The organism is Micromonospora sp. NPDC047756 (assembly GCF_055587245.1).
The window spans coordinates 656,705-668,973 of sequence record NZ_JBVJGQ010000004.1; the positions used below are offsets into that span (position 1 = coordinate 656,705).

The 12,269-nt window shown below is 72.5% G+C and carries 12 protein-coding genes; 7 read left to right on the forward strand and 5 right to left on the reverse strand.

Going from position 1 to position 12,269, the window contains the following annotated elements; translation table 11 throughout:
* Positions 1–55: 55 nt before the first annotated feature.
* From ACZ6NZ_RS16235 to ACZ6NZ_RS16255, 5 genes are read right to left on the reverse strand one after another with little or no spacing between them, the layout of a single operon-like run.
* Positions 56–748: an NUDIX hydrolase gene (locus ACZ6NZ_RS16235; protein WP_465858795.1), complete on the reverse strand. Its 693-nt coding sequence runs from the start codon at positions 746–748 to the stop codon at positions 56–58.
* Complete coding sequence (locus ACZ6NZ_RS16240; protein WP_465858796.1) at positions 745–1,428, reverse strand: TlpA family protein disulfide reductase; 684 nt, start codon at positions 1,426–1,428, stop codon at positions 745–747. Before ACZ6NZ_RS16240 ends, ACZ6NZ_RS16235 begins: the two co-directional genes overlap by 4 nt.
* Positions 1,425–2,222: an endonuclease III gene (gene nth, locus ACZ6NZ_RS16245; RefSeq protein WP_465858886.1), complete on the reverse strand. Its 798-nt coding sequence runs from the start codon at positions 2,220–2,222 to the stop codon at positions 1,425–1,427. The genes ACZ6NZ_RS16240 and nth overlap by 4 nt, the downstream gene beginning before the upstream one ends.
* A gap of 32 nt (positions 2,223–2,254) precedes the next feature.
* Positions 2,255–3,433, reverse strand: a complete 1,179-nt coding sequence (locus tag ACZ6NZ_RS16250; RefSeq protein ID WP_465858797.1) for a CapA family protein — start codon at positions 3,431–3,433, stop codon at positions 2,255–2,257.
* An 11-nt stretch (positions 3,434–3,444) separates the two neighbouring features.
* On the reverse strand, positions 3,445–4,152 hold the full coding sequence (locus ACZ6NZ_RS16255) for an adenosylcobinamide amidohydrolase (RefSeq protein WP_465858798.1): 708 nt from the start codon (positions 4,150–4,152) through the stop codon (positions 3,445–3,447).
* A 143-nt stretch (positions 4,153–4,295) separates the two neighbouring features.
* Here ACZ6NZ_RS16255 and ACZ6NZ_RS16260 point away from each other — a divergent pair, with 143 nt between their 5' ends.
* The 7 genes from ACZ6NZ_RS16260 (at position 4,296) to ACZ6NZ_RS16290 (ending at position 12,259) form a co-directional block, all read left to right on the forward strand.
* Entirely contained in the window at positions 4,296–4,973 is a 678-nt protein-coding gene (locus ACZ6NZ_RS16260) for a Crp/Fnr family transcriptional regulator (RefSeq protein WP_007466162.1), read from the forward strand.
* Between the two features lie 111 nt (positions 4,974–5,084).
* Positions 5,085–5,828 carry a metallophosphoesterase family protein gene (locus ACZ6NZ_RS16265; protein WP_465858799.1) on the forward strand — a complete coding sequence of 248 codons (744 nt, stop codon included), beginning with the start codon at positions 5,085–5,087 and terminating at the stop codon, positions 5,826–5,828.
* Between the two features lie 526 nt (positions 5,829–6,354).
* Positions 6,355–6,960 (forward strand): TetR/AcrR family transcriptional regulator, encoded by a 606-nt coding sequence (locus tag ACZ6NZ_RS16270; protein ID WP_091403316.1) that lies wholly within the window; start codon positions 6,355–6,357, stop codon positions 6,958–6,960.
* 37 nt (positions 6,961–6,997) lie between these two features.
* Positions 6,998–7,795 carry a TIGR03084 family metal-binding protein gene (locus ACZ6NZ_RS16275; protein ID WP_465858800.1) on the forward strand — a complete coding sequence of 266 codons (798 nt, stop codon included), beginning with the start codon at positions 6,998–7,000 and terminating at the stop codon, positions 7,793–7,795.
* Complete coding sequence (locus ACZ6NZ_RS16280) at positions 7,792–9,468, forward strand: acyclic terpene utilization AtuA family protein (RefSeq protein ID WP_465858801.1); 1,677 nt, start codon at positions 7,792–7,794, stop codon at positions 9,466–9,468. Before ACZ6NZ_RS16275 ends, ACZ6NZ_RS16280 begins: the two co-directional genes overlap by 4 nt.
* Positions 9,465–10,661, forward strand: a complete 1,197-nt coding sequence (locus ACZ6NZ_RS16285; protein ID WP_465858802.1) for an acyl-CoA dehydrogenase family protein — start codon at positions 9,465–9,467, stop codon at positions 10,659–10,661. Before ACZ6NZ_RS16280 ends, ACZ6NZ_RS16285 begins: the two co-directional genes overlap by 4 nt.
* Entirely contained in the window at positions 10,658–12,259 is a 1,602-nt protein-coding gene (locus ACZ6NZ_RS16290; RefSeq protein WP_465858803.1) for an acyl-CoA carboxylase subunit beta, read from the forward strand. Before ACZ6NZ_RS16285 ends, ACZ6NZ_RS16290 begins: the two co-directional genes overlap by 4 nt.
* The last annotated feature ends 10 nt before the right edge of the window (positions 12,260–12,269 follow it).

The window sequence follows — 12,269 nt, forward strand, 5'->3', positions numbered from 1 at the left end:
CGTACGGGCAGTGTGCCCGCCGGATGACCATCGCTTGCGGATGGTGACCGTGCGGTCAGCGCAGGGCGCTCTCGTCAGCCTCGTCGGTGCCGGCGGACGGGGCCGGTGTCGCCCGGGTCGACGGAAGCTCCACCACCCGGTCGTGCGACCACGGGCGGGCCCAGCCGCCCATCTCGAGCAGGGTGGCGAGCACCCCGGCGGTGAAGCCCCAGACGAGCATCCCGCGCGCCGAGAACGCCGGCCCGATCCAGCCGCTCGGGTGCCGGACCCGCAGTCGGTTGGCCGGGTCGACCAGCTCGCTGACCGGCAGGCGGGCGACGTGCGCCACCTCGGCCGGCTCCCGTGGGTACACCGGGTGCGGGTCGTGCCACCAGGCCAGCACCGGCGTGACCACGAAGTCGCTGACCGGGATCCACAGTTTCGGCAGCTCGGCCAGGACTGTGACGCTGGCCGGGTCGAGGCCGACCTCCTCGTTCGCCTCTCGCAGGGCGGTGGCGCGGACGTCGGCGTCCTCCGGGTCGGCCGCACCCCCGGGAAAGGCGGGCTGGCCGGCGTGGTTGCGCAGGGTGGCGGCGCGTTGCAGGACCAGCACGTCCGGGCCCGCGCCGGGCTGCTCGCCGAGCAGCACCAGTACGGCGCTCTCCCGACCGCCCTCGGTCGGCGTGGTCAGCCGGGTGAAGTCCTCGGCGCGAGCGGTGCCCAGCCGGGTCAGCAACGGATCGATCCAGGCGGGTGGCCGACAGGTCACGCCGGCACCGCCAGGCCGAGGTGCTGGCGGACCAGCTCGGCGAGCTTGGTGTCGTCGAGAGCGCCACTGGCGTCGATGTGCCGGACCTGACCGTCGCCGTCGACGAAGAGGGTCAGCGGAATGGCGTTGCGCTTCAGCTCGCGCTGTAGCGCCTCGCCCTGGTCCACCAGGATCGGGAACCGGACGCCGAAGTCCTCACCGATGGACTGGGCGCCGCCCCGGCTGTCCCGACTGTTGACCCCGATCACCTGGAGCTTGCCGGTGGCCCGTTCGCTGAGGCGTTGGAAGGCGGGTAGCTCCTTGCGACACGGCGGGCACCAGGAGGCCCACACGTTGATCACCGCCGGCCCGGCCACCTCCCGCAGCACCACGGGGGCACCGCCGGTGAAGCAGGAGAGCGTCAGCTCCGGCAGCACCGACCCGCCCGCGGCGCGGGTCGTCGCGCCAGTCGTGACGGAGGCCGTCGGGCTTACGCCGGGCGACGCCGGGGTCGCCGTGCCGGGGCCGGACGACGTTGCCGTGGGTGCCGTGCTCAGCGTCGAGCAGTCCCGGAACGGCGATGGTCGTTCAGCGGCGGCCGGGCGGGGGGCCGGATCGTCGTCGGCAGTGCCGCTGGTGCAACCGGTGACCGCGAGCAGCAGCGGCAGGACGGCGAGGGCGAGGGCGAGGCGGCGGTTCACGGCACCTCCGCAGCGACGGCCTGCGCGGGCACCAGATCCGGGTCGACCCCGGCCGCCACCGCGAGGTCGCGCGCCCGAGGGCCCTTGAGCAGCTTGGCGGCGGCGGCCGGCTCGGTCGGGCCGGTGCCGTACGAAGGGCAGAGCTTCGCGAGCGTGCACGCGCCGCAGGCCGGCTTGCGGGCGTGGCAGACCCGTCGCCCGTGGAAGATGATCCGGTGCGAGAGCATGGTCCAGTCGCGCTTGTCGTACAGCGCGCCGACCGCGTGCTCGATCTTGACCGGGTCGGTCTCGGTGGTGAGCCGCCACCGGTGGACCAGCCGCTGAAAGTGCGTGTCGACCGTGATGCCCGGAACGTCGAAGGCGTTGCCCAGGATCACGTTGGCGGTCTTGCGGCCGATGCCGGGGAGCGTCACCAGGTCGACGAGCCGCCCCGGGACCCTGCCGTCGTAGCGGTCGAGGAGTGCCTGACCGAGCTTGAGCAGTGAGTCGGTCTTGTTGCGGTAGAAGCCGGTGGGCCGGATCAACTCCTCCATCTCGCCCCGGTCGGCGCCCGCATACGCGGCAGCGCTCGGGTAGCGGGCGAAGAGCTTCGGGGTGACCTCGTTGACCTTCTTGTCCGTGCACTGGGCGGACAAGATCGTGGCGACGGCCAACTCCAGGGCGTTGGAGTGGTCCAGCTCACAATGCGCGTCGGGATGCGTCTCGGCCAGCACCCGGCCGATCTTGCGAGCACGGCGTTTGCGCCCGAGATCGGTCTCGCTGGCACCGGGAGGGCTACTGGTCACGACGGTCAGCCTACGTCGCACCCCGGACGTTCCCCGTCGGGTCAGCCGGCGGTCGGCGCGGTGATCTTCCCCTGCCCGTCGAGGCGAGCGCCGCCCTTCGGAAAGTCGGCGCGACTCAACTCGGTGACCAGGCCCAGGCCCCGGTCGTCCGGGTCCATGGTCGGCTTGCCGGCCGAGTTCATGTACGTGGAGGTGAACGAGCCGCCGGCCCAGCTGCCGTCCGGCTTGAGCGACACCTTCAACACCCCGCCCCAGCCGAGGCGACCGGCGTTGCTCAGCGAGTTGCCGCCGCCGGCGAAGTTGCCCAGGCTGTACGCGATGAGGCGGCCCTTGTAGAACTCCATGCCGCGCAGCACGTGCGGGCCGTGCCCGACGATCAGGTCGGCGCCGGCGTCGATCATCGCGTGCGAGAACTTCACCGGATCGCCCCGGTTCTCGCCCAGGAACATCTCGGTGCCCGGCTTCACCCGGGTCTTGTCGGCACCCTCGCCGCCCATGTGCACCTGCACCACGACCAGGTCGGCCATGGTCGCGGCCTTGGCGACCACCGCCTTGGCCTTGTCGATGTCGACGAGGCTGTTGGACCAGACGTACGACGAGAACCCGGCGACGGCGACCTTGACGCCCTTGACGTCGACCACGGTGATCTCGTTCGGTGCGCCGGTGTGCTCCAGGTCGTACTTCTTCAGTGCCTTCTGGGTGTTCTCGTAGCCCTTGGGCCCGTAGTCGTAGCCATGGTTGTTGGCCTGGTTGAGCACGTCGAAACCGGCGTCGCGCAGGTGGGCGGCGTACTCCGGCGGCGCGCGGAACTGGAAGCAGCGGGTGGAGTTCGCCCCGCACTTGCCGGTGCCCGTGTCGACCGTCAGCGGCTCTTCCAGGTTGCCCATCACCAGGTCGGCCTTGAGCGCGTCGGTGACCGAGTTGAAGAAGCCCTTACCACCGGCGGCGGGCAGCCGACTGGGCGCGTTGCCCATGATGATGTCGCCGGTGGCGGAGAGCGAGATCGCGCCACCCTGACCAGACGACGCGGGGCCGGTGGCCTTCGGGCCGGTCGTGGAGACCGGCGCGCCGGTGCCACCACCTCCCGCGCCGGGCTGCCAGACGGGTGCCTCACCACCGGGGTCGGCACAGCCGGCCACGAGGAGGGCGGCCAGCAGCGCGGCGAGGCCGAGGGCGACGCGGCGGCGCGGGCGGGACGCGAGGGGGGCGGGAGCGTACATCGCCCGCGACCCTACCGGTCGTTAAACGCGCCAACGACAGCCGATCGGTTGGACTTCGCGTCCGTGAGCTGGTCGGACCACGGCACAACCGGCCGGGATCCACCGGCGAGCACCGCCGCGTGCACCGCTCGGGCGAGAGGGGCGCCCCAGGTGGAACGCGGCCCGCCGTACGCGGCCTCCGGCCCGTCCACCGGGCAGAGCACCGTGACCGCGTCGGTCGGCGTGCCGGTCCCCGGCAACCCCAGCTCGGAGATGGCCTGGGTCTTCGCCTCGGTCGCCGTGGACACCGCGTTGACCAGCGCCGAGTCGGCGAGCCGGGCCGGCACGTACACCACGATGTTGACGGTGCCGACGCGTGGACTGAGCGCGGCCGACGTCGGCGCGGCAGCGGGCACCGGCGTGCCGAGCCCGACCGTGGCCCAGGCCCGCACCCCGGCGTCGCTACGCGCCACCACCTCGGCCACATCGACGCCGGTCAGCAGACCGATTCCGGGCCCGTCGAGGGTCAGCTCGGCGGCGAGCGAGGCCAGGTGCGCCGCGGGGTCCTCCCGGTCGTACGACATCGGGACCGTCGCGTTCACCACCCACCGCCGGACCCCGATGCCACCGCCCAGCGGGGCACTGCTGGCCGCCCGCAGGGGCACCTCCGCGCGCCAGACGAGCAGCGGGACGTGCCGCCCGTCCTCGGCGCGGCTGGTCAGGGTCGGCTCGCTCAGCACGTCGGGCAGGTTACGCCTACCGATCACGATTCCAGGGGCGACCTCTGATTCGTGCTCACGTGCGCCTAGACTTGGCGGCGCGCGAGGGGATCAGCGGACGGCGGCCCCGGCCGACGGACGGCACGCGCAACCGGAGGTGCGCAATGGACGAGGTACTGGCCCGCAGCGGGATCTTCCAGGGTGTCGACCCGGAAGCTGCCGAGGCGCTTGCCAAGGAGATGGAGACGATCGAGGTCCGCAAGGGCGAGATCGTCTTCAATGAGGGCGAGCCCGGTGACAGCCTCTACATCCTGCTGTCCGGGAAGATCAAGGTTGGTCGCCGCGCAGCGGACGGCCGACAGAACCTCATCGCGGTGATGGGGCCGTCGGACATGGTCGGTGAGCTGTCGCTCTTCGACCCGGGTCCGCGTACGGCGACCGCCACCGCGGTGACCGACACCCGGCTGGTGCGGCTGCGTAAGCAGGCGCTGCGGCCGTGGCTCAACAACCGTCCGGAGATCGCCGAGCAGCTGCTGCGGGTGCTCGCCCGGCGGCTGCGCCGGACCAACGACTCTCTCGCCGACCTGATCTTCACGGACGTGCCGGGCCGGGTCGCCAAGAACCTGCTCCAGATGGCGGGCCGCTTCGGCACCCGCGACGGCGGCGTTCTGCGGGTGACCCACGACCTCACCCAGGAGGAGATCGCCCAGCTCGTCGGCGCCTCCCGGGAGACCGTCAACAAGGCGCTGGCCGACTTCGCCTCGCGCGGTTGGCTGAGGCTGGACGGCAAGAGCATCATCATCCTGGACCCGGAGCGCCTGGCCCGCCGCGCCCGCGTCTGAGCAGCAACAACGCGTCCCCGCCTGCCGTCACCGGCCGCAGGCGGGGACGTCTGCCGTCTGCCTGGCGCAGAATCGCTGGCCTCGGCGGATGCCAGCGGTCAGGGTGGGGCCATGGTGAATCGAGTCGCCGTGCTCTCCGACATCCATGGCGTCCTGCCGGCGCTGGAGGCCGTCCTGGCCGAGCCGGACGTGGCCGCCGCCGATCTGATCGTGCTCACCGGTGACATCGCTGCCGGCCCGCAGCCGGTCGAGGTGCTGGACGTGCTCGCCGGCCTGGGCGAGCGGGTGTGCTGGGTCGGCGGCAACTGCGAGCGCGAGCTGGTCGAGGCCCGGGCTGGTCGCCCGGCGTCGATCGAGGTGTCGAACTGGGCCGCCGGGCAACTGCGCGACGACCAGGTGGCCCGGCTCGCTGCACTGCCGACGACGGCGACGCTGGACATCGACGGCCTCGGGCGGACGCTGTTCTGCCACGCGACGCCCCGCGACGACGAGGAGGTCGTGCTCGTCGACTCCCGGATGGCGCGCTGGGCCGAGGTGTTCGACGGTCTTCCCGCCGAGGTTTCCACGGTGGTCTGCGGCCACACACACATGCCCTTCACCCGGCTGGTCGATCGGCGCCTGGTCGTCAATCCGGGCAGCATCGGGATGCCGTACGGGGGCGCGGGCGCGTGGTGGGCGCTGCTCGGGCCGGGCGTCCAACTGCGCCGCACCGCTTTCGACGTGGACGCGGCCTGCGCCCGAGTGGCGGCCGAGTCGGCCTTCCCCGACGCTGCCGCCTGGGCCGACGAGTACCTGCGCTCCCAGCACAGCGACGCCGACGCGCTGACCGTCTTCGGCCCCCGTGACGGCCGCTGAGCCCGGCAACGCCCGGTGATCGCCCGGGGTCAGTGGGTTGGAGGTGACCGCCCGAGGGTGACCGCCCGAGGGTGACCGCCCGAGGGTGACCGCCCGAGGGTGACCGCCCGAGGGTGACCGCCCGAGGGTGACCGCCCGAGGGTGACCGCCCGAGGGTGACCGCCGAGGACCGTGGGTCAGGTTCCCTTTCGAGCTGAATCGTTTGCGGCATCAGCGGAGCCCGGTCGACTGATCAGGTCGATGGGTGATTCGTTCACGGCATCAGCTCCATAGCGAGCCTTCAGCGACTGCTACGGCCGCTGCGGCCGCCGCGACCGCGGGGCCTCGCCGCGACCGCGGGGCACCGCCGGTGCGCGCGACGCCGCCGGTGCGCGCGACGCCGCGAGTGCTGCACATGGGGGCGCACGTCGGGGTCAGCGAGCGCGGGCCGGGCTCAGGCGAGGGCGCGGTGCGCACCGATCCCGACCGGACCACCTCCAAAAAAGTCAGGCTTGACTGTTTGTTTCGGAGGCAGCAGGCTGTTCGCGTGCCCACCGCATCGACGCGCGTCCCTCAGCAGGAACGCAGCCGCGCCACCCAGGCCCGACTGCTGGAGGCGACCGTCGACTGTCTGATCGAGCACGGTTGGTCCGGCACCACGACCACCGTCGTCGCGGCGCGGGCCGGTGTCTCGCGTGGGGCACAGCTGCACCATTATCCGACGAAGGCGGCGCTGGTGACGGCCGCCGTGGCCCATCTGGCCGAGCGCCGGGCCGACGAGTTGCGTACCGAGGCCGAGGCGTTACCGGCTGGCCCGCAGCGGTTGGACCGGGTCGTCGACCTGCTCGCCGTGGCGTTCACCGGCCCACTGTTCGTGGCCGCGCTCGAGCTCTGGGTCGCCGCCCGCACCGATCGGGAGCTGCGGGACGCCTTGGTGCCGCTGGAGGCGACGGTCGGGCGGGAGATGCACCGGCTCACCGTCGCCCTCCTCGGTGTCGACGAGCGTCGACCCGGTGTCCGCGAAGCGGTGCAGGCCACGCTCGACCTGCTCCGTGGGCTCGGGGTGGCCAACCTGCTCAGCGACGACTCCGCCCGCCGGGCCGCCCTGTTGACCACCTGGAAGCGCCAGCTCGCCACCCTGCTCACGCCCTGACCGCCGGCCGCACCGGCCACCACCGACCGGAGGCACCATGGTCGACCTCAGCGACCTGCTCACCGACCTGGCCGACGAGTCCGCCCAGCTGGACGCCCTGGTTGCGCCACTGCCCGTGGTCGACTGGGCGAGGCCGACCCCCGCGCCGGGCTGGAGCATCGGGCATCAGATCGCCCACCTCGCCTGGACTGACCACGTCGCGCTGTTGGCCGCGACCGATGCCGAGGCGTTCTACGCGACGGTCACCACCGCGCCGGACGTGACCCGACTCGTCGACGTCGGCGCCGACGAGTTCCTCGCCCCGCCGGCCGACCTGCTGGCCCGTTGGCGGGCCGGGCGAACCGCGCTCGTCGACGCACTGGCCGCCGTCCCGGCCGGCGGCAAACTGCCCTGGTACGGCACCCGGATGTCGGCCACCTCGATGGCCACCGCCCGGATCATGGAGACCTGGGCGCACGGCGCGGACGTGGCCGACGCCCTCGGCGTGGTCCGCCCCGACAGCGACCGGCTCCGGCACGTGGCGCACCTGGGCGTGCGTACCCTCGGGCACGGTTTCGCCGCGCACGGCCGGGAGGCACCGGCGGCGCCGGTCCGGGTCGAGCTGGTCGGGCCCGGCGGCGACACCTGGAGCTGGGGTCCGGCGGACGCCATCGACCGGGTCACCGGCCCGGCTCGGGACTTCTGCCTGCTGGTCACCCAACGCCGGCACCGCGCGGACCTCGCTCTGGTCGCCACCGGGCCGGTCGCCGACGAATGGCTCGACGTGGCGCAGGCCTTCGCCGGGCCGCCGGGTGACGGCCGGCAGCCGACCGGCGGGATCGGGGTACGGGCATGATCCGCATCGGCAACGCCTCCGGCTTCTACGGCGACCGGTTCACCGCTTGGCGGGAAATGCTCGACGGCGGTGAGCTGGACGTGCTGACCGGCGACTACCTCGCTGAGTTGACCATGCTGATCCTGGCTCGGGACCGTGTGCGCGACGCCGAGCTGGGCTACGCGAAGACGTTCCTGCGGCAACTGGAGACCTGCCTCGGCACCGCCCTCGACCGAGGGGTGCGGATCGTGACGAACGCCGGTGGGCTGAACCCGGCCGGCCTGGCCGCCGCCATCGAGAAGCTCGCCGACCGGCTCGGGCTACCCACCCAGGTCGGGTACGTCGAGGGCGACGCGATCCCACGACCGGACGCGTTGAGCGCGAACGCCTACCTCGGCGCGTTCGGGATCGCCGCCTGCCTGGACGCCGGCGCGGACGTGGTGGTCACCGGCCGGGTCACCGACGCGTCGCTGGTGGTCGGCCCAGCCATCGCCCGGTACGGGTGGGGCCGCGACGACCTCGACGAGCTGGCCGGGGCAACCGTCGCGGGGCACCTCGTCGAGTGCGGCGCGCAGGTCACCGGCGGCAACTTCAGCTTCTTCACCGAACTGCCCGACGGTGGGCGCCGGCCCGGTTTCCCCATCGCCGAGGTGCACCCCGACGGCTCGACGGTGCTCACCAAGCATCCCGGCACCGGTGGCGCGGTCACAGTGGAAACCGTCACCGCGCAACTGCTCTACGAGATCGGTGGGCCGTCGTACCTCGGGCCGGACGTGGTCACCCGACTCGACACTGTGACGCTGCACCCCGACGGGGCGGACCGGGTCCGGGTCTCCGGCGTACGGGGCACCCCGCCCCCGCCCACGCTGAAGGTGGGCGTCAACAACCTCGGCGGCTTCCGCAACTCGATGACGTTCGTCCTGTGCGGTCTGCAGATCGAGGAGAAGGCGGCCCTGGTCCGGGGGCAGGTCGAGGAGGCGGTGGGCAAGGACGGGCTGGAGTTCACCCTCGCCCGGACCGACCATCCGGACGCCGTCGACACCGAGGCGGCCAGCGCCCTGCTGCACGTACACCTGCGCGACGGCGACAAGGCGCGGGCCGGGCGGGCGTTCTCGGCCGCCGCCGTGGAGTTGGCCCTGGCCTCGTACCCGGGCTGCACGCTGACCACCCTGCCCGGTGACGCGACACCGTACGGCGTCTTCACCGCCGAGGCGGTGCCGCAGGACGCGGTGGCGCACGTCGCCGTGCTGCCCGGTGGCGAGCGGGTGCCGATCGCCCCACCGACCCGCACCGCCCCCGTCTCGCCGGACGAATCGGCCCCGGGTGGCGAGGCTGCGATCGACGGCCCGACCCGACGCGGGGCGCTCGGCGAGGTGGTCGGCGCACGCTCCGGGGACAAGGCCGGGGACGCCAACCTCGGTGTCTGGGCGCGTTCCGACGCCGGGTACGCGTGGCTGCGGACCTGGCTGACAGTCGACCGGCTGGCCGAGCTGGTGCCGGAGACCGCCCCGCTGTCGGTGCGGCGCTACGAGTTGTCGAACCTGCGCGCCGTCAACTTCGTGATCGAGGGCCTGCTCGGTGCCGGGGTAGCCGCGTCCACCCGGTTCGACCCGCAGGCCAAGGCGCTCGGCGAGCTGCTGCGCGCCCGAATCGTCGACCTGCCGGCCGACCTTCCGACGGGGGCATCGCGATGAGCATCGTGGACACCCCGGAGCGCCGGCAACTACGCGAGCTGACCCGGGCGTTCGTGACCCGGGAGGTGGTGCCGCACCTGGACGACTGGGAGCGGGCCGGCGAGGTCCCCCGGGCGCTGCACGCCACCGCCGCGAAGCTCGGCCTGCTCGGCATCGGCTTTCCGGAGTCGGTGGGTGGCAGCGGCGGGGACCTGCTCGACTCGATCATCGTGACCGAGGAGCTGATCCGCTCCGGCGGCTCGTCGGGGCTGGTGGCGGCCCTGTTCACGCACGGGATCGCGTTACCGCACATGGTCGCGGCGGCCGGTGCCCGCACCGGTGGCTCGCTGGGCGGTCGGCTCGGCGGCACCGCGTCCCCGGCCGACGACAGCCTGATCGAGCGGTACGTGCGGCCCACACTGTCGGGCACGATGATCGGCGCGCTGGCCATCACCGAGCCGGACGGTGGTTCGGACGTGGCCGGCATCCGCACGACCGCCCGCCGCGACGGCGACCACTACGTGGTGAACGGGTCGAAGACGTACATCACCAGCGGGCTCCGGGCCGACTTCGTGACCACCGCGGTGTGTACCGACTTCCCCGGCAGCGGTGAACTCACCCTGCTGGTCATCGACAAGGGGTCGCCCGGGTTCACAGTGGGACGCCGGTTGGAGAAGCTGGGCTGGCACTGCTCGGACACCGCCGAGCTGTCCTTCGCCGACGTGCGGGTGCCGGTCGCCAACCGGATCGGCGCGGAGAACACCGGCTTTCTGGCGATCATGCAGCACTTCGCCGCGGAACGGCTCTCGCTGGCGACTCAGGCGTACGCGACAGCGCAGCGCTGTGTCGAGTTGGCGGTGCGCTGGTGCCGGGACCGGGAGACCTTCGGGCGTCCGCTGGCCAGCCGGCAGTTGATCCGGCACCGGTTGGCCGAGATGCACACCCGGGCCGAGGCAGCCCGGTCGTACGTGCACGGGGTCGCGGGTCGGGTCGCGGCCGGCGAGCCGGTCGTGACCGAGGTGGCGATGGCGAAGAACGTGGCGGTGGCCGCCTGCGACCACGTCGTCGACCAGGCGTTGCAGCTGCACGGCGGGTTCGGCTACCTGCGCGACGCCGAGGTGGAGCGGCACTACCGCGACGCGCGGATCCTCGGCATCGGCGGCGGCACCACCGAGATCATGAACGAGATCATCGCGAAAGGCATGGGACTGTGACCATCCTGGGCAGCGCTGTCGACCCGTCCGCGCCCTCGTACCTGGCGAACCGGGCGGCATTGCTGGAGCGGCTGACCGAGTTGGACGCCGCGCTGGACCAGGCGCGGGCGGGTGGTGGCGAGAAGTACGTGACCCGGCACCACGCCCGCGGCAAGCTGCTCCCCCGGGAGCGGATCGAGCTGCTGGTGGACGCCGACAGCCCGTTCCTGGAGTTGTCGCCGGTAGCCGCGTACGGCTCGGACTTCCCGGTCGGGGCCAGCGTGGTCACCGGCATCGGCGTGGTCGAGGGCGTGGAGTGCCTGATCATCGCCAACGACCCGACCGTACGCGGTGGCGCCGTCAACCCGTGGTCGTTGGCGAAGACCCGGCGGGCCGGTGAGATCGCCCTGGCCAACCGGCTGCCCATGGTCAATCTGGTGGAGTCGGCCGGGGCGGACCTGCCGACCCAGGCGGAGATCTTCATTCCGGGCGGTCGGGTGTTCCGTGACCTCACCCGGCTCTCGGCGGCCGGCATCCCCACGGTCAGCGTGGTTTTCGGCAACGCCACGGCCGGTGGCGCGTACGTGCCGGGGATGTCCGACCACGTGATCATGATTCGGGACCGGTCACAGGTCTACCTGGCCGGTCCGCCGCTGGTGAAGATGGCGACCGGCGAGGTCACCGACGACGAGTCGTTGGGGGGCGCGGCGATGCACGCCGGCACGTCCGGGCTCGCCGACTACCTGGCCGTCGACGAGCGGGACGGCATCCGGCTGGCCCGGCAGTGCGTCCGCCGGCTGAACTGGCGCAAGCGGGGCCCGTCACCGCGGACAGCGGTGCCGCAGCCGCCGAAGTACGACCCGGAGGAGTTGCTCGGCATCACCAGCGCCGACCTGAAGGTGCCGTTCGACCCCCGCGAGGTGCTGGCCCGGATCCTGGACGGCAGCGACTTCGACGAGTTCAAGCCGGCGTACGGGGACGCGCTGGTCACCGGCTGGGGCGAGCTGCACGGATATCCGGTGGGGGTGCTGGCGAACGCCCGGGGCGTGCTGTTCAGCGCGGAGGCGCAGAAGGCGGCCCAGTTCATCCAGCTCGCGAACGCCTCGGACACTCCGTTGATCTTCTTGCAGAACACCACCGGCTACATGGTCGGCACCGAGTACGAGCAGCGCGGCATCATCAAGCACGGCGCCCTGATGATCAATGCGGTGTCGAACTCGACGGTGCCACACCTGACGGTGAACCTCGGTGCCTCCTACGGCGCCGGCAACTACGGCATGTGCGGCCGGGCATACGAGCCGAGGTTCCTGTTCACCTGGCCGAACGCGAAGTCGGCGGTGATGGGCCCGGCGCAGCTCGCGGGGGTGCTGTCGATCGTGGCCCGGCAGGCGGCTGCCGCGCGGGGGCGCGACTACGACGAGGATTCCGACGCGGCGATGCGTCTGATGGTCGAGCAGCAGATCGAGTCGCAGTCCGGCGCGCTCTTCCTCTCCGGCCGGCTCTACGACGACGGGGTGATCGACCCCCGGGACACCCGGACCGTCCTCGGGCTCTGCCTCTCGGCGATCCACAACGGACCGGTGGAGGGCGCCGACGGTTTCGGCGTCTTCCGGATGTAGAGGGGCCACC

What these genes read in the sequence shown, in the direction of transcription:
- ACZ6NZ_RS16250 (WP_465858797.1), bottom strand. Translation starts at nt 3,433, where the DNA reads ATGTACGCTCCCGCCCCCCTCGCGTCCCGCCCGCGCCGCCGCGTCGCC.
- ACZ6NZ_RS16260 (WP_007466162.1), top strand. Translation starts at nt 4,296, where the DNA reads ATGGACGAGGTACTGGCCCGCAGCGGGATCTTCCAGGGTGTCGACCCG.
- ACZ6NZ_RS16265 (WP_465858799.1), top strand. Translation starts at nt 5,085, where the DNA reads ATGGTGAATCGAGTCGCCGTGCTCTCCGACATCCATGGCGTCCTGCCG.
- ACZ6NZ_RS16275 (WP_465858800.1), top strand. Translation starts at nt 6,998, where the DNA reads ATGGTCGACCTCAGCGACCTGCTCACCGACCTGGCCGACGAGTCCGCC.
- ACZ6NZ_RS16280 (WP_465858801.1), top strand. Translation starts at nt 7,792, where the DNA reads ATGATCCGCATCGGCAACGCCTCCGGCTTCTACGGCGACCGGTTCACC.
- ACZ6NZ_RS16285 (WP_465858802.1), top strand. Translation starts at nt 9,465, where the DNA reads ATGAGCATCGTGGACACCCCGGAGCGCCGGCAACTACGCGAGCTGACC.